19 protein-coding genes and 1 pseudogene are annotated in these 22,169 nt (G+C 59.7%); 10 read left to right on the top strand and 10 right to left on the bottom strand.

From position 1 onward, the window contains the following. Window positions 1-2 precede the first annotated feature (2 nt). Genes GF108_RS14320 through GF108_RS14310 form a run of 3 tightly spaced genes read right to left on the bottom strand, consistent with a single transcriptional unit; the run spans window position 3 to window position 3,411 of the window. The gene (locus GF108_RS14320) at window positions 3-1,001 is read right to left on the bottom strand and encodes an alpha-ketoacid dehydrogenase subunit beta (RefSeq protein WP_153668506.1); all 999 of its coding nucleotides are present in this window, start codon (window positions 999-1,001) and stop codon (window positions 3-5) included. Beyond that, complete coding sequence (pdhA, locus tag GF108_RS14315) at window positions 998-2,038, bottom strand: pyruvate dehydrogenase (acetyl-transferring) E1 component subunit alpha (RefSeq protein WP_027232000.1); 1,041 nt, start codon at window positions 2,036-2,038, stop codon at window positions 998-1,000. The genes GF108_RS14320 and pdhA overlap by 4 nt, the downstream gene beginning before the upstream one ends. Before the next feature lie 53 nt (window positions 2,039-2,091). Continuing rightward, window positions 2,092-3,411, bottom strand: coding sequence for an NAD(P)H-dependent oxidoreductase (locus tag GF108_RS14310; RefSeq protein ID WP_153668505.1), 1,320 nt, complete (start codon window positions 3,409-3,411; stop codon window positions 2,092-2,094). A 158-nt stretch (window positions 3,412-3,569) separates the two neighbouring features. Between GF108_RS14310 and GF108_RS14305 the strand changes: the two genes are divergently transcribed. Beyond that, window positions 3,570-4,235, top strand: coding sequence for an HAD family phosphatase (locus GF108_RS14305; RefSeq protein ID WP_153668504.1), 666 nt, complete (start codon window positions 3,570-3,572; stop codon window positions 4,233-4,235). Here the strand turns inward: GF108_RS14305 and GF108_RS14300 are convergent. Continuing rightward, window positions 4,225-4,515, bottom strand: a complete 291-nt coding sequence (locus GF108_RS14300) for a hypothetical protein (RefSeq protein ID WP_153668503.1) — start codon at window positions 4,513-4,515, stop codon at window positions 4,225-4,227. The genes GF108_RS14305 and GF108_RS14300 overlap by 11 nt on opposite strands. A gap of 191 nt (window positions 4,516-4,706) precedes the next feature. Here GF108_RS14300 and GF108_RS14295 point away from each other — a divergent pair, with 191 nt between their 5' ends. Continuing rightward, window positions 4,707-5,396, top strand: a complete 690-nt coding sequence (locus tag GF108_RS14295; RefSeq protein WP_370462211.1) for an SIMPL domain-containing protein — start codon at window positions 4,707-4,709, stop codon at window positions 5,394-5,396. Window positions 5,397-5,462: 66 nt separating this feature from the next. On the opposite strand, the gene GF108_RS14290 is transcribed toward GF108_RS14295, so the two are convergent. Further along, complete coding sequence (locus tag GF108_RS14290) at window positions 5,463-5,807, bottom strand: hypothetical protein (RefSeq protein ID WP_027233337.1); 345 nt, start codon at window positions 5,805-5,807, stop codon at window positions 5,463-5,465. 128 nt (window positions 5,808-5,935) lie between these two features. Continuing rightward, the gene (locus GF108_RS14285) at window positions 5,936-6,391 is read right to left on the bottom strand and encodes a YcgN family cysteine cluster protein (RefSeq protein WP_113282146.1); all 456 of its coding nucleotides are present in this window, start codon (window positions 6,389-6,391) and stop codon (window positions 5,936-5,938) included. A 263-nt stretch (window positions 6,392-6,654) separates the two neighbouring features. On the opposite strand from GF108_RS14285, the gene GF108_RS14280 reads away from it, so the two are divergent. Together GF108_RS14280 and GF108_RS14275 are read left to right on the top strand one after the other, a co-directional pair. Further along, complete coding sequence (locus GF108_RS14280) at window positions 6,655-8,796, top strand: OmpA family protein (RefSeq protein ID WP_172982645.1); 2,142 nt, start codon at window positions 6,655-6,657, stop codon at window positions 8,794-8,796. Between the two features lie 150 nt (window positions 8,797-8,946). Next, window positions 8,947-9,471, top strand: coding sequence for a TIGR00645 family protein (locus GF108_RS14275; RefSeq protein WP_081815992.1), 525 nt, complete (start codon window positions 8,947-8,949; stop codon window positions 9,469-9,471). 87 nt (window positions 9,472-9,558) lie between these two features. On the opposite strand, the gene rpoD is transcribed toward GF108_RS14275, so the two are convergent. Next, window positions 9,559-11,586 (bottom strand): RNA polymerase sigma factor RpoD, encoded by a 2,028-nt coding sequence (gene rpoD / locus GF108_RS14270; RefSeq protein WP_027233342.1) that lies wholly within the window; start codon window positions 11,584-11,586, stop codon window positions 9,559-9,561. Between the two features lie 304 nt (window positions 11,587-11,890). Continuing rightward, entirely contained in the window at window positions 11,891-13,861 is a 1,971-nt protein-coding gene (gene dnaG, locus GF108_RS14265) for a DNA primase (RefSeq protein WP_153668501.1), read from the bottom strand. 349 nt (window positions 13,862-14,210) lie between these two features. On the opposite strand from dnaG, the pseudogene GF108_RS14260 reads away from it, so the two are divergent. After that, window positions 14,211-15,880, top strand: a pseudogene (locus GF108_RS14260) (Na/Pi cotransporter family protein). Between the two features lie 23 nt (window positions 15,881-15,903). On the opposite strand, the gene GF108_RS14255 reads toward GF108_RS14260, so the two are convergent. Beyond that, entirely contained in the window at window positions 15,904-16,068 is a 165-nt protein-coding gene (locus tag GF108_RS14255; RefSeq protein ID WP_153668500.1) for a hypothetical protein, read from the bottom strand. A 291-nt stretch (window positions 16,069-16,359) separates the two neighbouring features. Here GF108_RS14255 and GF108_RS14250 point away from each other — a divergent pair, with 291 nt between their 5' ends. Then, window positions 16,360-18,234 (top strand): calcium-binding protein, encoded by a 1,875-nt coding sequence (locus GF108_RS14250; RefSeq protein WP_153668499.1) that lies wholly within the window; start codon window positions 16,360-16,362, stop codon window positions 18,232-18,234. A gap of 48 nt (window positions 18,235-18,282) precedes the next feature. Here the strand turns inward: GF108_RS14250 and GF108_RS14245 are convergent, their stop codons facing one another. Next, window positions 18,283-18,957 carry an HAD-IA family hydrolase gene (locus tag GF108_RS14245; protein WP_370462173.1) on the bottom strand — a complete coding sequence of 225 codons (675 nt, stop codon included), beginning with the start codon at window positions 18,955-18,957 and terminating at the stop codon, window positions 18,283-18,285. A gap of 104 nt (window positions 18,958-19,061) precedes the next feature. Here GF108_RS14245 and GF108_RS14240 point away from each other — a divergent pair, with 104 nt between their 5' ends. From GF108_RS14240 to GF108_RS14225, 4 genes are all read left to right on the top strand, one after another. Then, a complete protein-coding gene (locus GF108_RS14240; protein ID WP_027233347.1) occupies window positions 19,062-19,595 on the top strand; it encodes a DUF1003 domain-containing protein in 534 nt (177 codons plus the stop codon). Between the two features lie 341 nt (window positions 19,596-19,936). Beyond that, on the top strand, window positions 19,937-20,692 hold the full coding sequence (locus GF108_RS14235) for a COG4280 domain-containing protein (RefSeq protein WP_153668498.1): 756 nt from the start codon (window positions 19,937-19,939) through the stop codon (window positions 20,690-20,692). Continuing rightward, window positions 20,689-20,913 carry a hypothetical protein gene (locus GF108_RS14230; RefSeq protein ID WP_153668497.1) on the top strand — a complete coding sequence of 75 codons (225 nt, stop codon included), beginning with the start codon at window positions 20,689-20,691 and terminating at the stop codon, window positions 20,911-20,913. Before GF108_RS14235 ends, GF108_RS14230 begins: the two co-directional genes overlap by 4 nt. Window positions 20,914-20,952: 39 nt before the next feature. Further along, window positions 20,953-22,149, top strand: a complete 1,197-nt coding sequence (locus tag GF108_RS14225; protein ID WP_246663959.1) for an MFS transporter — start codon at window positions 20,953-20,955, stop codon at window positions 22,147-22,149. Window positions 22,150-22,169: the final 20 nt, after the last annotated feature.

Genomic DNA, 22,169 nt, shown 5'->3' with positions numbered 1-22,169 from the left:
GACTAGCGTACCCCTTTGGCGAGATCGCGGGCGCTCGCAATGATGCCGGGGACTTGCGGCACCGTCGCTTTTTCAAGGTCGGGATTGTACGGAATTGGCGTTTCGGCACCACCGAGACGCACGATCGGCGCATCGAGATAATCGAAGGCTTCGCTCTCGGCGATCATGGCGCTGATCTCGGCGCCTACGCCCAGCGTCTTGACGGCCTCGTAAACGCACATCAGCTTCGACGTCTTCTTGACGCTGGCGATGATCGTCGCCTTGTCCATCGGCCGCACGGTGCGAAGGTCGATTACTTCAATGTTGATGCCTTCCTTGGCCAGCACCTCGGCAGCTTCCAGCGCCTTGTGCACCATGATGGCCGTGGCAACGATGGTCAGGTCCGTGCCTTCGCGCACGATAGCGGCCTTGCCGATCGGTACGGTATAGTGACCCTCAGGAACCGGCCCCTTCATCTTGTAAAGGAGCTTGTGCTCGAAGATCATGATGGGGTCCGGGTCCTCGATCGCAGCGAGCAGCATGCCCTTTGCGTCGTATGGTGTCGCCGGCTGGATCACTTTCAAGCCTGGAACGTGGCCAAGCCATGCTTCGAGGCTCTGGCTGTGCTGCGCGGCAGCACCGGTGCCGGAACCCGCTGGAAACCGCATCACCAGCGGCACAGAAACCGCGCCGCCGAGCATGTACCTGATCTTTGCCGCCTGGTTGACGATCTGCTCCATGGCGAGCGCGGCAAAATCGGAAAACTGGAATTCGAAGATCGGGCGCATGCCGGTCAGCGCCGCGCCGACCGCGACGCCGGCGCCGCCAAGCTCCGAGATCGGCGTATCCATGACCCGGTCTTCGCCAAAGCGATGAACGAGATCACCGGTCACCTGGAAGGCGCCGCCATAGACGCCGATATCCTCACCCATGAGGAAAACACGCTCATCCGCCTCCATGGCAATCGCCATGGCTTCCTGGATGGCCTGCGAATAGCTGAGTTCGCGAATGATCTCGTTCATTGAATATCAACCGTATAAACGTCGCGGGTGAGATTGTTCAAATCGGGCGACGGACTGTTCTTGGCAAATTCGATGGCTTCGGCGATTTCCTTCTCGGCGTCGGCGCGGATCGCCTCGATTTCGCCGTCGGTAACGAAGCCGAACTCCTTCAACTGCTCCTGGAACAGCAGGATCGGATCGCGGTTGGTGATCCAGTCCTCGATCTCCTCCTTGGTGCGGTAACGGTTGCGGTCGCTCTTGGAATGGCCGCGATGCCGGTAGGTCTTGCACTCGATCAGCGTCGGGCCTTCGCCGCGGCGCGCCCGCTCGACAGCCTCATGCGAGGCCTCGGCAACCTCGGAAAGGTTGTTGCCGTCGACAATGACGCCCGGCATGTTGTAGGCCACAGCCCGGTCAGCGACATTTGCAACCGCTGTTGAACGCTTGGTTGAAGTGGACATACCATAGCCGTTGTTTTCGCAGACGAAAACGACAGGCAGTTTCCAGACAGCAGCCATGTTAAGCGCTTCGTGGAAGGCACCCTCATTGTTGGCGCCATCGCCGAAATAGGAGATGACGACCTTGCCGTTCTTCTGCTTCTTGGCGGAAAGAGCGGCACCGACGGCGATCGGAATGCCGCCGCCGACGATCCCGTTGGCACCGAGATTGCCCTTGGATACGTCGGCGATATGCATGGAGCCACCACGGCCCTTGCAATAGCCGGTTTCCTTGCCGAAGAACTCGGCGAACATTTTCGAGACTTCTGCGCCCTTGGCGATGCAGTGGCCATGGCCGCGATGCGTCGAGGTGATCATGTCGTCATCGGAAAGCGGCAGCGAGATGCCGACGGCGCTTGCTTCCTGGCCGATGGAGAGGTGCATCGTCCCGTGGATGAGGCCGCGCGTGTAAGATTCCTCGGCCCCCTCCTCGAAACGGCGGATAAGGTACATCTTGCGCAGCGCCTCCTTCAGCTGTTCCGGCGGATAGTGCCGGAACGCGAATGGAAGATTGCTGCCATCGTCCTTCAGTTTGGCATTTGAACTTCTGGCGGAAGCCATTTCGGCGCTCCTTGTCTGATAGTGGCTGGCGTACGAATCTTGTTGCTTCTCGCTCACGCGCCGTAGACGAGCTTGTCCTGGCGGGCGCGCAGTTCGACGATCTTCGAGCCTGGCACCGGCGCGGCATTGGCGCTGGTGATGAGTTCGCCCTTGCGGATCGGCGCCGTGACGGTGCCGCCCTGCAGAAGCCCGCACGGGATCGCCCCGGCCTCGCGCGCTTCCGCCGCGGTCGTGATCCAGGCGCGGTAGCAATACTCGCCGATGGCATCGAGCTTCTCGCCCGGCTGCATGTCCTTCTTGGCGACGGCGCAGACCTCGGCAACGGGCTTGGCCAGCGGCACCATGTCGGGCTTGCCGTAAAGGACGACGCGGGCGCAGGTCAGCGGCACTTCGAGCGAGGTCAGGTGATAGGGCCGGTGGAAGGTGAAGTACGGACCCTTGCCCATCTTCAGATCTTCCATGCGCTCGGAAATGCGCGGATGCGACATGTCGGCGACGACGAAGACGCCGGGGGCAACGCCCTTGCCGATCGAATAGTCGACGACGCCGACCCGCGAGAGGACGCCGCCATCCTTTTCCGGGATCAGGGTCTTCGACAGCTGGTCGAGCGTTGCCGCCGGACCGTGCATGCCGGGCTTGTCGGGCACGAGCCCGGTGGCATTGGCGATCGCCGCCATCTCCACCATGGTCTTCGAGCCGTCGACGAACTCGACCAGCATGCGCACGTTCATGTGCCGGCGTTCGGCCTCCTCGGCATAGTCGTCGGGAATGGCGTCGATGTTGAGCGGGTTGTTCTTGCCCTTGCCGGCGGCGACGATCGGATGGCCCATGGCCGAGACGAATTCGATGAGTTCCATGCATGACGACGGCTCGTCGCCGGCGCCGAGCGAATAGGTGACGCCGAGCCGGTCGGCCTCGCTCTTCAGATAGGCGCCGATGGTCACGTCCGCCTCGACATTCATCATCACGAGGTGCTTGCCGTGCTCCATTGCCCGCAGGCCGATCTCGGCCCCGACCGCCGGAACCCCGGTCGCATCGATGACGACGTCGATGAGGTCGTTTTCAAGGATCAGATTGGCATCGTCGGTGACGGCGACCTTGCCGGCCTCCATCGCCGCCGTCAACGCCGCGGCATTGGCGACCTCGCGGCCATGGCCGCTCTCCTGGTAGGCGATGTCGACGGCTTTGAGCGCGTTCGGCAGCTTCAGTTCCGAGATCGCGCCGATCTCGATGCCCGGCATGTGTGCCACGCGCGTCACGATATCGGTGCCCATCTCGCCCGAACCGATCAGCCCGATGCGGATCGGCCGCCCGGCATCCGCCCGCGCCTGCATGTCTCGCGCCAGTCCCGTCAGTGCAACATTGCTCGCCATAACGCCTCCCTCAGCGGCCCCGCCGGCTTGTGCGGAGCCTTTCAAATTACAATCATCGAATATTGAACATTTGTATTTTAGTCAAGACCTATGTGCATTATAAGAGCGGTAAAGATCGATCATTAAGATGCCTGGAAGGGCCAACAACGAGGATGGAAATGCCGCAAAACCAATTCGAACTGGTGATCTTTGATTGCGATGGTGTGCTTGTGGACAGCGAGCCGCTTGCGGCGCTCGCCTATCGCAATATCTATTCCCAGCAGGGCCTCTCGCTGCCTGATGGCACGATCGCGCAATGCATCGGCCTGAAGCAGGCCGACATCATCGCCCGCGTCGCTGAACTCACGGGTTTGCAGCTTGCGGACGGAGCGGAGACCGGTCTCTGGCCGGAGACGAAGCGCATCTTCGGCGAGTCGCTGCAGCCGACATCGGGAATCGTCTCATTTTTGGAAGGCCTGGAGACGCCGCACTGCGTTGCCTCCGGCTCGTCGCTCGAACGCATCCGCTTCAGCCTCGAAATCACCGGGCTGGCGCGCTTTTTCGGCGATGCGGTCTACAGTTCGTTCATGGTCAAGCGCGGCAAACCGGCGCCCGACCTCTTCTTCCTTGCCGCCGAAAAGATGCAGGCCGACCCAGCCAAATGTGTGGTCGTCGAGGATTCGCCCTTTGGCGTCGAGGGTGCGGTTGCCGCCGGCATGACCGCGATCGGCTATACCGGGGGCACCCACACCCATGAGGACCACGCCCCCGGCCTTATCGCAAAAGGCGCTTCGGCCGTGTTTTCCGACTGGAACGCTATCGGCGCCTGGATGTCTAATCGTTGAAGCGGCGTCCCTCACGTTCGGGATCGCGCGCGATTTCCAGTTCCTCCTCGTCATCAGGCAGCGCTTCGTCGCTGTTCTGATAGGGGTTGTCGTCATCTTCCTCCGATACCTCGCCGGCATCTTCCGGCTCGACCTGACGTTCGCCGAGGATGGAGAGTTCGTCGTCCGCGATGAGATCGTCGTCGACGATCTCGTCCCGGTCGAACGATTGTAGGCCGGACGTCTCAGTCTCGGGCGATTCGTTCCTGCGGGGCTTTTGCTTGGGCTCGGTCCGGTTCATCGTCAAAACTCCTCTGACATTTGCTTGGTAACGTTCAGGATGCCGTTTGGATGCACAAAACCTATCCTGTTCAAAAGTTTTGTCTTTTGCCCTAATCCACCCATAATCACCTGCGACGCAGCAACGTCACTTCATCTGGGGAGTTATCCATGACATCGAAAATCCTGACGCTGGCCCTTGCAGTAACCACCATGGTCGCGGTGCCTATGGCTGCCTATGCCGAGGACGCACCGCGCCCGCGCATCACGGTCACGGGTGAAGGCGAAGCCGCGGCTGCGCCCGACACCGCGATCCTTTCGCTGGTCGTCATGCAGGAAAAGCCAACAGCCCGCGAGGCGCTGACCGCCAACAATGAAGCCATGGCGAAGGTACTCGATGCCATGAAAAAGGCCGGAATTGCCGAACGCGATCTGCAGACCTCAGGCTTCAGCATCGACCCGCGCTATGTGTTCCCGGAAAACAACAATAACCAGCCGCCCAAACCGCCGTCGATCGTCGGCTATGCCGTGTCAAATTCCCTGACGGTGCGCGTACGCGACCTCGCGAAGGTCGGCGACATCCTCGACCAGTCGGTCACGCTCGGCGTCAATCAGGGCGGCAACATCACCTTCACCAACGACAAGCCGGACACAATTCTTGAAGAAGCGCGCAAGAACGCCGTTGCAAATGCCGTTGCGCGCGCAAAGACGCTGACGGCCGCGGCCGGCGTCGAACTTGGCCGGGTCATCGAAATCAACGAACAGAGCTTCAGTCCCCGCCCGGTTCCGATGGCGGCGCGCGGCAAGATGATGGCGATGGACGCGGCATCACCCGTCCCCGTTGCTGCCGGCGAGAACACCTACAACGTCAATGTGAATATGACGTTTGAGCTTAAGAACTGAGTTCAAAGCGTAGAGCGGAAATAAAAAAGGGTGCCGACCGGCACCCTTTTCTTTGTTATGTCGCGCTTAGCGAACGACTGGGCAACCCGGTGCGCGGGCAAAGACGACTGCCGTGCGGTAGCCGCGCTTCCAGCCGGCGACGCGAACGACATTGCGGTTGACGACGACGCGGGTGTTATAGAGGCCCATGCGGCTTGCCTTGCTCGCAGCCTGTCCCGGCGTGCAAGCGGGAGCCGGCCGATAGGGCGGACGGTAATAATCGCGGCGATAATAATCGACCTTCACAAGCGGCGAAGCGCCATCGGTCATTGGTGCGGCCGCGATCGGCGCTGCTGAAGCGGCGTTGACGCCGATAATTGAACCGAGGGCGATGGTCGCGGTAACAGCCAACGTTTTGAATGAAACAGCCATTTGGCGTTCTCCTGTTTTTGTGTCCGCAATGGGGGGAATTTCCAAGCTTACTGGAATCCGGACAGGAGCGCTTTGTTCCACATTCGATCTGAACAATTCCTCAACGGAGCATTCACATTCGGTTTATCTCAGTCGGATTCTTCGAGCGTCATCATGTGATCGAAATAATCCTCATCGCTCTTCATTTCATGATCATAGGCGGTGACCTTGCCGCGCACGGATATCCCTGCCTCGTGCACGGTTTCCCGGCTTCCGGATACGAGCGGATGCCACCAGTAGAGGTCACGCCCTTCGTCGATCAGGCGATAACCGCATGTTTCCGGCAGCCAGTCCACGGTGCGCACGATTTCGGGGGTCAGGAAAACGCAGTCCGGGACTTTGGCCTTGCGATGTACGTAATCCGAACATTGGCAAGTGCCGGCATCGAGGAGGGTGCAGGCGACGGTGGTGAAATAAATCTCTTCAGTGTCTTCGTCTTCGAGCTTGTGCAGGCAACAGCGGCCGCAACCGTCGCACAGGCTTTCCCATTCGGAGCGGTTGAGCTCATCTAGGATCTTTGTCTTCCAGAAGGGTTCAGAGGGCATGCGCTGAAATACATCGCCAGCCGAGCCGCGTCCATTCTTAAAACATGAATGCCAGATGAACGGCGCCTTCATGGGGGATACAGGCGAAAGCTGCAAACGTGGGGTCGATCAGTTCGGTCAACGTCGGACCGACGCATTGCCACGGGCGATGAAAACTGAAACGAAGATCGCAATGGTCAAGCCGTTGCCACAAACCGGAACAAGGTTGCGATCGCGAACATTTGACGTGTTTCAACAAGAAGGAACGCGAGACAGGGATGACAATGAAACGTACAGCGCTCTTTTTTGCTTCAACAGCAATTCTCTTTTCCTCGCCCTATGCCATGGCGGAACAGCCGCCGCTCAACCGGCCCTATATTTCCTCCAACTCCAACATGCCGGTGGTGGTCGCGCAGGCCGAACAGCCCGCGCCCGCCCAGGAGGACCCGGCACAGGAGGAATTGAAGCGCAAGGCGGCGCAACAGGCTGAAGAGCAGGCCAAGCAACAGGCAGAAGAACAAGCCAAGCAGCAAGCCGAAGAAGCCAAGCGGGCTGCACAGGCGGAAGCCGAAAAGGCCGCCGAGCAGCAGAAAGCCATAGAAGAAGAGGCAAACCGCAAGGCTGCGGAAGCCGCGAAGGCTGCAGAAGCTGAAGCTGCCAAGCAGGCGCAGGAAGCCAAGCGCGCCGCTGAAGCCGAGGCGAACAAAGCCGCCGAACAGCAGAAAGCCATAGAAGAAGAAGCAAAGCGCAAGGCTGCCGAAGAAGCGAAGGCCTCGAAGGCCGCCGCGGAACAGGCGGCAGAGGACGCGGCGAAGGCCAAGCGCGACGCCGAGGCTGAGGCCAACAAGGCAGCCGAGCAGCAAAAAGCCATAGAAGAAGAAGCGCGAAAGAAAGCTGCCGCCGAAGCCGATGCGGCAAAGGCTGCGGAAGGCGAAACCGCAAAGCAGGCCGAACAGGCAAAGAAGGCAGCTGAGCAGGAAGCTGCAAAGGCGTCAGAAGCCCAGAAGGCCGCCGAAGAAGAAGCGCGCAAGAAGGCCGAAAGCACGCAGAAGGCTGCCGACAAACAGGCCGAACAAGCAGCGGAAGACGCCAAGAAGGCTGCCGATGAAGCAGCCAAACAGGCCGCGCCCGCAACCGCGGCACCCGCGACGGCCGAGCAGCCCGCAGCGACGCCCAATCAACCCGCGGCTGAAACTGCGCCCGCCAAGCCGGCTGACGCCGCGAGCGGCCAGCCGGCAGCACCAGCGCCTGCCGAAGCCGCGAAGCCGGCGCCGCAGGAAGCCTCGCCCCTCCCCGCCAATGCCGCGCCGGTGCTTGACAGCGACAAGCCCGCTCCAGCGGCCGAAGCAAGACAGAAGGGCGGCAAGCGCGGCAACAAGGCTGAGCAGGCCGGACAGCCTCCAGCCCCAGCCGAGCAACCTGTCGCCCAGCAACCGGCGGCACCCGCCGGACCCCCGCCGAAGACTGATGCCGACGTGCAGCAGACGATCGCGCCCGTCAAGATCGAGCCCGTGCTCGTCGAAAAGGGAACGCGCACCAAGCAGGCGCGACGCGACGAGCGGCCGACCGATGTGCAGGTCATCAAGCAATATGACAACCGCGCCATCGTCGAGGTCGACAACAATATCTTCGTCGAAAGTTCCGACCGCCCGCGCATGAGCCGCAACGCCCAGGACGTCTATTATGAAGACCTGCCGCGCCGCCGCACCCGCGAAACCATTGTCCGGGAAAATGGCGTGCAGATCGTTACGATCCGCAACCGCTACGGCGATGTCATTCAGCGCTCGCGCATTACCCCGGATGGTCGCGAAGTGCTGCTGACCTACGCACCGGATTATGACCGGGAGGAGCGTGTTAACTGGCGCGACCCCGGCGACGACCTGCCGCCGCTGCGCCTCGACATTCCGGTGCGCGACTACATCCTCGATGCCGAAGAGGCGCCGGAAGAAGAAGTCTATGACTTCTTTGCCCGCCCGCCGGTCGAACGTGTGGAACGCATCTATTCGGTCGATGAGGTCAAGCGCTCGGCGCGTATCCGCGACAAGGTGCGCCGCGTCGATCTCGACACGATCACCTTCGCCTTCGGGTCCGCCGAGATCGGCGAAGATCAGATCACGCGCCTGGATAGCGTCGCCAAGGCAATGGCGCAGACCTTGAAGAAGAACCCGGCCGAGACCTTCCTGATCGAGGGCCATACCGATGCGGTGGGTTCGGACCAGGCAAACCTCGTCCTTTCCGACAAGCGCGCCGAATCGGTGGCGCAGGCGCTCACCAACGTCTTCGACATTCCGCCGGAGAACATGGCAACGCAGGGCTATGGCGAGCGCTACCTGAAGATCAGGACGGAATCGCCCGAGCAGCAGAACCGACGGGTTGCGATCCGCCGCATCACGCCGCTCGTCGCACCGGTCGCCAGCAACAATTGAGTGCAAGGAGACCGTTGAAGCAAAAAACCCGGGCGATTGCCCGGGTTTTTTGTCGCTGCGGGTTGAGTTCGCATCATCGATTGCTATGTGTTGGCTGAACCCCTGGAGCATTTATTGGCTGAGCCCAGTTCGAGAAATTGGACCCACACTATGAAACGCATTGAAATACTTGTCGAAAATATCATTCTCGCCTCGCGTTGGCTGCTGGTGGTTTTTTACCTTGGCCTCGCTCTCGCGCTCGCAATCTATGCATTTTCGTTTGCCGGTAAGCTGATCGATTTCGTAGCCAAGGTCACCGTACTCGACGAGACTGACACAATCCTCAAGATGCTGGGCCTGATCGATGCCGCGCTGGTCGCGAGCCTCGTCGTCATGGTGATCATCTCTGGCTATGAGAACTTCGTGAGCCGCTTCGACCAGGCGGACGAGGTGCACTGGCTCGGCACGATCGACGCCGGATCGCTGAAGATCAAGGTTGCCTCGACCATCGTTGCGATCTCGTCGATCCACCTGCTCCAGGTCTTTCTGAACCTGACGCAGTTCTCAACCTCACAACTGACCTGGTTTACGCTGATCCACCTGACTTTCGTGTTCTCCGCGCTGTTTCTTGCCTATATCGACAAGCTCATGGTGAAGGACAAAGGCGAGAAGAAATCCGACGAGCCTTCGCTTTAGGCGCAACAGCTTCTGCTAAAATCCAAAAACAAAACGGGATGGGTTTGCACCCATCCCGTTTGCATTTCTAACAGCTTTATACGCGGCTCAGCTGTCCAGGAACGAACGCAGCTTGCGCGAACGGCTCGGATGCTTGAGCTTGCGCAGGGCCTTCGCCTCGATCTGGCGAATACGCTCGCGCGTTACCGAGAACTGCTGGCCGACTTCTTCCAGCGTATGGTCGGTGTTCATGCCGATGCCGAAGCGCATGCGCAGCACGCGTTCCTCACGCGGCGTAAGCGAAGCGAGAACCCGCGTCGTCGTATCGCGAAGGTTGGCCTGAATGGCGGCGTCGATCGGCAGGAGCGCATTCTTGTCCTCGATGAAATCGCCGAGATGCGAATCCTCTTCATCGCCCACAGGCGTTTCGAGCGAGATCGGCTCCTTGGCGATCTTCAGCACCTTGCGCACCTTTTCCAACGGCATGGCAAGCTTTTCAGCAAGCTCTTCCGGCGTCGGCTCGCGGCCGATCTCGTGCAGCATCTGGCGCGACGTGCGGACGATCTTGTTGATCGTCTCGATCATATGCACCGGAATGCGGATCGTGCGTGCCTGATCGGCGATCGAGCGGGTGATCGCCTGACGGATCCACCAGGTCGCATAGGTCGAGAACTTGTAGCCGCGACGATACTCGAACTTGTCGACCGCCTTCATCAGGCCGATATTGCCTTCCTGGATCAGGTCAAGGAACTGCAGGCCGCGATTGGTGTATTTCTTGGCGATCGAAATGACGAGACGCAGATTGGCCTCGACCATTTCCTTCTTGGCCAGAGCGGCCTCGCGTTCGCCCTTCTGGACCTGATTGACGATGCGGCGGAATTCGGAGATCGAAATGGCGGTTTCCTGCGCCATGTTCTGGATTTCCGTGCGAAGGTTCTTGATCGTGTCCTTCTCGTTCTTGGTGAACTCTTTCCAGCCACGGGTCGTCAGGTTCGAAACCGCCTTCAGCCAGTTCGGATCGAGCTCGTTGCCCTGATACTCTTTGAGGAAATCCTCGCGACGCACGCCGTAGGATTCGGCAAGGCGCAGCAGGCGCCCTTCGTTCTGCACGAGGCGCTTGTTGATGTCGTAAAGCTGCGCAACCAGAGCCTCGATACGGTTCTGATTGAGCGAAAGCGACTTCACCGCCTTGATCAGCTGGTCCTTGAGCTCCTTATAGCGACGCTCCTGGCTCGGCGAAAGCGAACCCGAGGCGGCAAGGCGGTTCTCGACCTGCTGGTCCTGAAGCTTGCGCAGCTTCTTGTATGTATCGGCGATGACGTCGAGCGTTTCCATGACCTGCGGGCGCAGTTCGGCTTCCATCGCGGCAAGCGACAGGTTGGCCTCGTCATCCTCGTCGTCTTCTTCCTCGACCGGAGCGTCGCCGCCGACATTGGTGATGTCGTCATCGTCGCGCGAGCGGCGCGACTTGTCGTTGCCGCCTGCGGGCCGCTCTTCTTCAACGCGTTCGATGACCGGAGCCTGCTTGGCTTCCGGTCCGGCATAGGTCGTTTCAAGATCGATGATTTCGCGCAGCAGAATCTTCGACTCGTTGAGATCCTCACGCCAGATGATGATGGCCTGGAAGGTCAGCGGGCTCTCGCAAAGGCCGGAGATCATCGTCTCGCGGCCCGCTTCGATGCGCTTGGCTATGGCGATTTCGCCTTCGCGCGACAGAAGCTCGACCGTGCCCATCTCGCGCAGATACATGCGGACGGGATCGTCGGTGCGGTCGGTCGGTTCCTTCTTGGTCGTAGTCGGAGCAACGGCGGTGCCGGTCGCATCGGCAAGCTCACGGGCATCGCTCTCTTCATCGGCGCTGCTGTCGGCTTCCTCGGCGTCTGCGTCCTGCTCGTCATCCTCCACGACATTGATGCCCATGTCGCTGAGCATCGCCATCGTGTCTTCGATCTGCTCGGAAGTGACCTCTTCGGATGGGAGAACCGCATTGAGTTCGTCCATCGTCACATAGCCGCGCTTCTTGGCGAGCTTGATCATCTTCTTGACAGCGTCATCGGAAAGGTCGAGAAGCGGACCGTCCGGCGCGCCCTCGCGCTCGACTTCTACTTCCTCGTTTTCCTTTGCCTTCGTTGCCATATTCTATATCTCCAAGCGGCCTTCGCCTTGTTCATGCATGGTGGAACGGTGCGGCGGCACCCCGGTTCCCCTGCACCATCAAGCTATTGAATGTTCGAGTAGCCGAAATCCTGTTAATGTCGGATTAACCTTGTTATCCCGGTGATGGCGAGCACATTGGATATTTGCCGCATTTGCAGGATTTTCTGCTGGACCCGCAAACATCAACGCAATATCTACAATTCCGCGCAATCTGATTCCGTCATTATTGACCCACGTCAACCCCGACTCAACTGATTCGCGGTAAAAAAGCGAATCAATTCGGTCAAAACCCCTTGCCCGACCGTCCCGAGGGTATTCCGAACCCTTCGATCAGTGCTTCGGTTGCCTGCGCACTTCGGATGGCATTCTGAATATCGAGCAGCCGGTTGAGATTTTCGTCGGTGGCTTCCGTAGCCAATGCAGTTTCAGCGACTTTCAGCTCCTTATGTAGGGTGCTGGCGCGCTGATGCAAGTGAATGGCCTGTCTTAAAGCTTCAAGCGCGTCTTCTTCCGCCGCCTCCGCTGTCGCCGTCCACATGCGGGCGCGCCTTACCAGCGCTTCCAGCGCCTCGATCAGCGCGCCGTGGCCGGTCTCGGCCATCGCCTTGCGCATTTCACGGCCGTCCGCCACGTGATGTTCAGCCATGGCGTTAAGCATAGCGGTATGGAAGCGTTTCAGATCGGGATGGCTGAATTCAAGCCGCACGATCGTCTCGAAATCATCCTCGATAAGCCGGGGATGGTTGAACAATGTCATAAGGATGGCGGTCTCGCGCAGGGGTAGCGTAGCGGAGCTTGTCTTGACGAGAACCGAGCGCGCCAGGCTCTCCGATACGGCGAGCCGCCCATTGGGAGGAGCCCCTCGCCCTCGCTGGCCATAACCGGATTGCGGGCCGAAGCTGTTGCGGTTGCTTCCCGCTTGTCCGGACCCGCGACGCTCATTGCCTCGCGTATTGGCGCTGAAAAACTGCTGGATGCGGTCACGAACGTCCTGGGCATAATGCCGGCGCACGTTCTCGTCGCCGATAAGGCTCGTCATCTGCTTCAGCCGCGCCTCGAGTTCGGCGCGCCGTTCGGGCGTGTCGAATATGCCGCCGCTCGTTTCCCGCGCCCACAGCATGTCCGCGAGCGGACGTGCATCGTCGAGCACGGCCTGGAATGCCTGCGGGCCGGACGCCTTGACGAGATCATCCGGGTCCTTGCCCTCCGGCAGCACTGCAAAACGCAGCGAGCGTCCGGGCTTCAACGCCGGCAAGGCGAGATCGATCGCCCGGTGCGCTGCCTTGATGCCGGCATTGTCGCCGTCAAAGCAGAGGACAGGCTCGGGCGACATGCGCCAGAGAAGATCGAGCTGATCCTCGGTCAAGGCCGTGCCGAGCGGCGCGACCGCCTGGGCAAAGCCAGCCTGCGCCAGCGCAATGACATCCATGTAGCCTTCGACGGCAATCACGGCTTTTGCCGGTTGCCCGCCTTGCGGCTGCGCCGCCTTGCGGGCGCGCAGCGCATTGAACAGGACCTTGCCCTTGTGGAAAAGCTCGGTTTCGTTGGAGTTCATGTATTTGGCAATGGCGTTCGGCGTCAGCGCCCGCCCACCAAAGGCAATGATCCGGCCACGCAGATCCTCGATCGGGAACATGATGCGGTCGCGAAACCGGTCGAACGAGACCGGCTTGTCATCGCCGTAGACGACGAGGCCGCACGCCTCGATCTGTTCCTTCGTCGCTCCCTTCAGTGCGAGATGTTCTTTCAGCGCATTGCGGCTTTCCGGCGCGTAACCAAGGCGGTAGGCATGCTGCGTTGCCGCGCTCAAGCCCCGATCGCGCAGATAGGCGCGCGCCTTGGCACCGCTCGCTGCCTGCAACCGCTCCTCGAAGAATTGGGTCGCCATTTCCATGACGTCATAGAGCGTCGCGCGTTTTGCCTCGCGAATCTCCGATTCAACATCGCGCGCGGGCATCGGAATGCCCGCCATGTCGGCGACACGCTGCACGGCCTCCGGAAAGCTCAACCCCTCGAGTTCCGTCAGAAAGCGGAAATGATCGCCGGTCACCCCACAGCCAAAGCAATGGTAGCGGCCCTTGCGGTCCTCGCAATGAAAACTCGGCGACTTCTCGCCATGGAACGGGCAGCAGGCCCAGAAATCGCCCTTCGGCGCATTGGTCTTCTTGCGATCGAACGAAACCCGCGTGCCGATCACGCTGGAAATCGGTACGCGTTCCCTGATCTCATCGAGAAAGGATGGCGAAAATCGCATGCTGCTCTTCGTTCGTCAGATTGTAAGCAAGGTCGGATCGCTGCGAACCCGATGTGCTGATCATACTGCAACAAATAAGGTTTGGGCGGAAGGGCGGCAACCCCGTCATCCCCTGTTCATCGCGTTATGATGATTCGGCTCGAACTTTACGAGTTTGCATAGCCGGCAAACCTTTGCCGGAGCGACACAAATCTGTCATCAAACTGATAAATTATGCCAAATGCGACATGATTTTTCTTAGCCGGAACATATTTTTTTCGCTTTTACCGCGATATGTTATCTTAACAATCGGCTGCTAGATTCTTCTGGCTGCTATACCGCAATCTCCAACACGAATGGATTGCACCAAGTGAACGGTTCCTCGGTTTTGTTGCATTTGGCCGGCGCGGTGGCGCTGCTCCTGTGGGCAACGCGCATGGTCCGCACCGGTGTCGAGCGCGCCTATGGCGAGCGCATGCGCCGCAGCCTGCGCGGCGTTTTGCACAATCCCGTGCTTGCCGTGCTTTGGGGCTTGATGTTGTCGATCGCGCTGCAATCGTCGACCGCAGTCAGCCTCCTCGTCGGTTCCTTTGTCGGGTCCGGCATTGTCAGCGGGATTGCCGGTCTGATGGCAGTGCGCGGCGCGGAGGTCGGCTCGGCGCTCGTCGTCAAGATCCTGAGCTTTGACCTGACGCTGCTGGTGCCGCTCTGCCTCGTCGCCGGCACGGTAATCTTCATGTCGACCGAGCGCAGCAACTGGCGGCAGATGGGCCGCATTCTCGTCGGTATCGGACTGCTGGTGCTGTCGCTCGAAATGACCGGGCAGGCCACCGAACCGTTGCGCAACAGCGAACTCCTGCCGGTCATCGTCAGTTACCTTAATACCGACCCGGTGACGGCGTTCCTTATCGCGGCCCTCATGACCTGGCTTTTCCATTCGAGCATTGCGGCGGTGCTGCTCGTTGTCACCTTCGCCTCGCGCGGCCTGATCCAGCCTGAGCTTGGCATCGTCATGATCTGCGGCGTCAATCTCGGCTCGTCGTTCATAGCACCGGTCCTTACCCGCAACGCCGCACCGAAAGCCCGTATCGTGCCCATGGGCAATCTCCTGATGCGCGGGCTCGGCTCCATCGTCATCCTGACGCTCTATCTCGCCTTCCGTCCGCCCGTTGCCGTTCTTGGCAGCACGCCGGCCGACCAGGTGATCAACGGCCACATCCTCTTCAATGTGATCATTCTTCTTGCCGGGGTGCCACTGTCCTCGCTCGTTCTCAAGGCGACGCGGGCGGTGGTGGCGCTCAACGCACCGGCTGGGCCGCAAAGGCCCATCGACCATGTCGGACTCAGTGCGCTCGATGAAAGCGTGCTCGATACGCCAAGCCTTGCTCTTGCCAATGCAACACGCGAGACGGTCAGCGTCTGCGAAACGGTCGAGATCATGCTGCGCGGCATTATCGACCTTTACGAAAATCCCGACCAGGCGCGGATCGATGAACTCTCGGCGCTCGATGACAAGGTCGACCGCAAGCACGCCGCCATCAAGCTTTACCTAGCCAAACTGACAACGCGGAAACTGTCGGATTATGAGGTGGGCCGGGCGCGCGAACTTCTCGGCGCCTGCGTCAAACTCGAGCAGGTCGGCGATATCATCGTGCGCAACATGCTGGCGCTCGTGCAAAAGAAGATGGACCGCAAGCTGCAGTTTACCGATGAGGGCTGGCGCGAACTCAGCGATTTCCATGCAAGGGTTCTGACCAATGCGCGGATGGCGTTCAACGTCCTCGTTTCACGAGATCGCGAAACCGCGCATCAGCTGGTATTGGAAAAGGACCATTTGCGCGACGCCGAGAAGCAAACGAGCGACAGGCATTTCAACCGCCTGCGCGAAGGAACGACCCGCAGCCTCGAGACGAGTTCAATCCACCTCGATACCATTCGCGATCTCAAGCAAATCAACTCCCTGCTCGCCGCAATGGCATATCCCGTGCTCAGGAACAGGGGCTCCTGAACACCACACGTTTGCGTGCGCTGCACAGCTGAGCAGATTTCTTGAGGCAACAGGATCAGTAGTCGCGATGGACGTGCGTGTTAGACCCGATGAAGGCGCCCATCGCCGAACCGATCAATAGGCCGAGCAATATATTTCCCATCATTGCTTCACCTACGCCTGCACCCACCGACAACCCTGCCAGTATTCCGATAATTGTCGACCACCGATGTTCTTTCATTGTCGCCTCCGTTATTTGCTGAACAACGTAGATGTAGGCGGCTGGTTCCATCCGACATTAACTATCACCTTCAGTTGATCGGTGTTGTCCACCTGAGGTTGTCGCTTCGAAAATGTAGGGCGAATGCTTCCGCGAATAACCTGAACCGGGCAACAAATAGCCGACGAATACATTGTTCCTGACGCGCCAGTTTCGGGAATTTGCTCGGATTATTGAAGTAATTTCAAACATTTGACTGCGTATATTTATTGATTGAGATTGCCGCCAGCATCCAACGTGGGGAGTTCGGAAATGGCGAATGTCACAGGTTCTGAGAATGTCGATGTGCTCAAGGGCACCGCCGACGAGGACACCATGTCCGGCCTTGCCGGCAATGACCGGCTGATCGGCAGCGCCGGTGAAGACCGCATTGATGGCGGGGAAGGACGCGACACAGTCGATTATCGCGGCTCGGAGGCTGGCATCAATGTCGACCTTGAGATCGAACGGCAGGCCGTAACGCCGGGGCTCAGCTATTCCAGCGGCGATACGCTGATCGATATCGAGAACGTCATGGGCTCGGCCCATGATGATTTCATCACCGGCAATGCGAAGGACAACGTTTTTACCGGGGGCGCAGGAGCCGACCGCCTTTTCGACAATTCCACCACCGACCATGATCGGGCGAGCTATACGACATCGTCCGAAGCTGTGGATGTCGACCTGCGTCGCACGGGCCAGCAGTTCGGCGGTGATGCCGAAGGCGACCGGCTGCACGGCATCGAGAATCTCAGCGGCTCGGCCTTCAACGATCGTTTGATCGGGGATGCCGGCAATAATGTCATCAATGGCGGCGATGGCGCCGATTTCATGGATGGCGGCTCCGGCACCGAGGACATCGCCGAATATACCGGCTCAAAGTCGGGTATCGATGTCGACCTCAACCGTATCGTCCAGCACGGCGGAGCAGCCGAGGGCGACCAGCTCATCGGCTTCGAAGGCGTTTATGGTTCGAAGTTCGATGACCATATCGTTGGTGATGCGGGCGACAACTTCCTGACTGGTAATGCCGGTAATGACACCATTGTCGGTGGCGGGGGTTTCGACCGCATCAATGCTGGCGAAGGCAACGATACCATCGAAATAAGCAGCCTGTCGAAGGTCTCCGGCGGCGCCGGCTTCGACACCCTCATCGTCAACGTGACCGATTACGATCGCTATGAGAGCCACAGCGACGGTTTCAAGGCCGTTTACCAGGCGTGGAACCACGGCGATATCCAGCTTTCAACTTCCGAATACCCTTATGCGTATCCTTCACAAACGAAGTACGCGACGGGCATAGAGCGTCTCGAATTCTATGGAAGCAAGCACGGCGATCTAGCGGTCGGCACTGACAATGACGACAAGCTCATCGGCAATGACGGCGACGATCTTCTGGTAGGCGGTCGAGGCGCCGATCATCTCGAGGGTGGCGCTGGCAACGATACTCTCTATGCGGGCGTACAGGGCCTGCAGAACGACATTCCCAACGCCGAAGATTATCTGGATGGCGGGAGCGGCGATGACATTCTCAATGCAGGCAATTCATTTGCGTTCATCGACGGTGGTGAAGGCGACGACCTTTTGCGGCTCACGGTCACCGAGCGGGATGGCGGATATATCGACGTGCGCACCACCGGGCTGCAAGGCCAGCACATCTTCAACGTCGAGCATTTCGAACTCTATGGCGCCCAGGGCGACGACGTTCTGATCGGCGGACGCCATGCGGATCTTCTGGAAGGCGGCGACGGCAACGATCTGCTGCGCGCCGGCTTCAGCAACGATACGCTGCATGGCGGCAATGGCGACGACATGCTCTATGGGGAAGACGGCAATGATGAACTCACCGGCGGAACCGGTGATGACGTATTGTCGGGCGGGGCCGGCGGGGACTATTTCATCTTCAACAGCATCGCCGGACAGGGCCATGATGTCATCACTGACTTCAATGGAGCCGAGGGCGACATTATCATCGTCCAGCGTGACCTCATTTCGACTTTGCATTCCTTCGAGGACTTCATGCACGCCGCCACCCAGACGGAGAACGGTGTGCTCGTCGATCTAGACGGCGACGGCGCTTCGACATCGAGCATCCTCATTGCCAATGCCTCGCTTGAAGATTTGACGCCGGACAACGTGTACGTCTGACAGACCTGACCTTGAAATCAAACAAGGGCGCCCGACGGCGCCCTTGCGTTACGCTACATCAACCCTGCGCAGCGACATCCGCCCGTCGTCTTCGACAACCACGTCGAGATGCCGATAATCGAACACCACGGCATGCGCGGTCTCGAGCGCATGCTTGTGGGTTGCCGTGATGACAAGCACATCCGCACCGGCCGCATCGCCGGCCAGGATGCCGGGCACCGCATCCTCGAAGACGAGACAATCGCCGATATCGACGCCGAGCTTTTTTGCTGCGAGCAGATAGCAATCCGGATTGGGCTTGCCGATTGCGACATCTTCTGCGGCCACCATCGTCTGCGGAAGTGGAACACCCGCCGCCGCAAGACGCCGCCTGGCAAGATCGAGCGGCGCCGACGTGACGATCGCCCATTGGGCCTGCGGCAGCTTGCCAAGAAATTCAACGGCGCCCTTGAGCGCGAAGATGCCGCCGACGTCGTCCATCTCGGCCCGCGTGATCTTCAACGCTTCGGCTTCCGGGTCGACGCCCGGCAGGCCGAGCCGGCGCACCGTATCGACAGCGCGCGCGCCATGCATCGTCGGCAGGAACGTGCGGACGTCGATCCCGTGACTCTCGGCCCACTTCGCCCAGACCCGTTCGGCGGCGAGGGTCGAACTGATGAGGGTGCCATCCATGTCGAACAGGAAAGCGGAATAACTCTTTTCGAACACGGCTGTTGCTGGCACTCTGCACGTCCTTTCAACTGCAATCATTTTGCCTGAGTTGTAGTGCATTTCCGTCATTGATTGCCAGTCCACGATCAGGTCTCAGTGAATAGGGGAGCACGTCCATGCCTAACGTCGAGCAAGTGAAGCGGGGTTTGCAGGAAGCCGAACTCAGGCTCCTGCATCATCTGCGTGCAGTTCGCCGTGAACATCGCAAGGAGAAGCCGGCCGATCGCGCGCAACTAACCCCGGGGCAGAAGATCGCCGACACGGTCGCCGCGACCATGGGTTCCTGGACGTTCATCATCATCCAGACGACGATCCTGTTCTTTTGGATCATCCTCAACATCACGGCATATGTGCGCAATTGGGACCCCTACCCCTTCATCCTGCTCAATCTTGCTCTCTCGTTTCAGGCAGCCTATGCGGCGCCATTCATCATGATGAGCCAGAACCGGCAGCAGGATATCGACCGCAAGGAAGCAGAGAACGACTACAAGATAAACATCAAGGCGGAACTCGAGATCGAGCTGCTGCATGAGAAGATCGAACTCCTGCATCAGAAAATCGACCAGATGCGCGAAAAGGAAGTTGTGACCCTTGCCGAGACCGTGCAGGAACTGGCCAAGTCACAGGATACGGCGGACAAATCGGAATGAGGCAGAAACGAAAAGGACCGCTGCGGGAGGAGGTGCAGCGGTCCTGATTGTAAATGTACCGCGGGAGGAGGTGCAGTACATTCCGGGTTGGGGTTTCTGGGAGGAGAAGAACCCAACAGTTTGGAGATAGTGTTCACCCGAGGATATTGCAATGCACAAAATTGCATGCGAGCCATGCAATCTGGAGCGTTGACCTGGATCCGCCACCGGGCAGCAAATGTGGATCACGTCGATGGATTCGATTAAATTTTTGACACGGCTTTGCGTCTATCTAGCGGTTGCGCCGGCAACCGTTACAGTGCCACGTTGCCTAAACCTCTGATTACGGAGCGATTTATTCCATGACGAACATCACGACAATCGCTTCCACCATGACGGCGGCTTTCCTTGGCTCCTTCGTCGAGGTCGTCGAAGCCTTCACCATCATTCTCGCCGTAGGCGTATCGCGCAGCTGGCGGCCCGCCATAATCGGCACGGTTCTCCCGCTCGTCGTCCTTGCTTTGATCGTCATAGTCCTCGGGCCGCTCCTTGGCCTGATTCCGGTGGAACTGCTGCAGTTCGTCATCGGCACGCTGCTGATCCTGTTCGGCATGCGCTGGCTGCGCAAGGCGATCCTGCGCGCGTCGGGATTCATTGCCCTGCATGACGAGACGGAAGCCTTTGCCAAGGAAACAGACTTGCTCAAGCGTCAGGCCGCCGAGCGCCGCGCTGACTTCATCGCCGGCACGGCGGCGTTCAAGGCCGTCCTCCTCGAAGGCATCGAAGTGGTCTTCATCGTCATTGCCGTCGGCGCCGGACGCGGGATGATCGGTTATGCGGCGCTTGGCGCGGCCGTTGCGTGCCTGCTGGTGCTCGCCATTGGCGCAGCGGTGCATAAGCCACTGGCTCGCGTTCCGGAGAACACGCTGAAATTCGTCGTCGGCCTGCTGCTGACCGCCTTCGGCGTTTATTGGACCGGAGAAGGCCTTGGGGCGCACTGGCCGGGCGCCGATCTTTCACTCATCGCCATCTTCGTCGTTCTTGCACTATTCTCGCTGATGGCCGTGCGTCTGCTGCGCGGCTATAACGAAGGTCAGGTAAAGGCAGTATTCCGATGAGCTTTCTCGCCTCCGCGTTGAAGGAATTGATCGGCATGTTCATCGACGACGGCGCACTGGCGCTTCTGTCGATCCTGCTGAGCGCTATTATAGCTGCAGCCGTGGAATTTGCGGGGTTGCCGGGTCTGACTGGCGGGCTGTTGCTGCTTGCCGGATGCATTCTCATTCTGGCAGAAAGCACCTGGCGCGCCGCCAGAGGGAAGCGGCCGTCAGCCACTTGATGGCATGACTTCAACCTGTGGCACTTGTGGGAGGGCACCATGGGAACTGATGCGATGCGGGACGTTTCAGCAGCGGGCGATTCGTGGCCCGTCGTGGTCGGTGCGATCGCCGCGCAGGTGATCGGCGGACTGGTGCCGCAAATGGCACCCTTCCTCGTCAGCGGGATGATGGACGGACTTTCGCTTTCAGAGCGCGACGCAGGCTTTGTCGCCTTCGTGGAGTTCGTAACCCTTGCTGCCACTGCGATCCTGATTGCGCCTGTTCTGCCCCGGTTTTCCTATAGGAGCGTCTGCCTCGCCGCCGTTGCTTTGACACTGTTGGCGCAAGGAGCGTCGATATTTACCACTTCTCTCGGATCGCTCGCATTTCTTCGCGGCTTCGCGGGTGTCGGGGAAGGCGCAATCTACGCTGTGTCGCTTTCCATTGTCGCTTCCCACTGCAGAAACCCGGATAAGGTTTACGGCTACTTTCAGGTCGTCTGGGCCCTTGGAAGCGTTGGGCTCTTCGCTATCGGCGGCCAACTCACCGCCGCATTCGCACATCGGGGCACTTTTGCATTTATCGCGGGGGTCACTCTCGCACTCTCCCCGCTACTACTCCTCATTCCGAACGACCGCGCCCGAAACGTCCACCGATCTGCGGCTTTGGTGGTGGCGGCCCCACCTTTGATCGGCGTCATGACGTTTGCGGCGATCATGCTTTATCTGGCTGCTTCCGCTGCGGTCTACACCTTCAGCGCGCCTCTCGGCGAGCGCGCCGGCCTTGACACATCGCAAGTGAGCTATGCGCTGACCATCGCATCCTTGATCGGACTTCTGGGCGCTGGTGCCGCCACCGTTCTCAACTTGCGCTGGGGCCGGGCAATCCCGATCACAGGGTTCTGTGTCGGTTTCGTCCTCATTACAATTGCGCTCTGCTTTTCGCAAAGCGCGATTGTCTATCTGGTCGCCCTCATCGCGTCGGTGGTGATCTACTATTTTTCGATCCCCTATCTTTTTGGTCTTTCAGCAGCACTTGACCGCAGCGGCCGTTGGGCGGCAGCGGCGGGTTCGGCCTATCTTCTTGGCTTCGCAGCAGGCCCCCTGCTCGCTGGTGCGACGATCACGTCTGCGGGCTATGCCGGACTCGCCGCAGCTTGCGTGGCAATCACCGCCGGGGCATGGGCGCTGGCGATGGCGGTCAATCGCCGCCTTCGCGAAACGACTGGTGCCGGAACGACTGAAGCTCCGGCTTGAAACTGCCGTGAAGCGTCGAG

Source organism: Phyllobacterium sp. SYP-B3895 (assembly GCF_009647635.1).
GTDB lineage: Bacteria > Pseudomonadota > Alphaproteobacteria > Rhizobiales > Rhizobiaceae > Phyllobacterium > Phyllobacterium pellucidum.
This window is presented reverse-complemented; position numbering and strand designations above follow the sequence as displayed.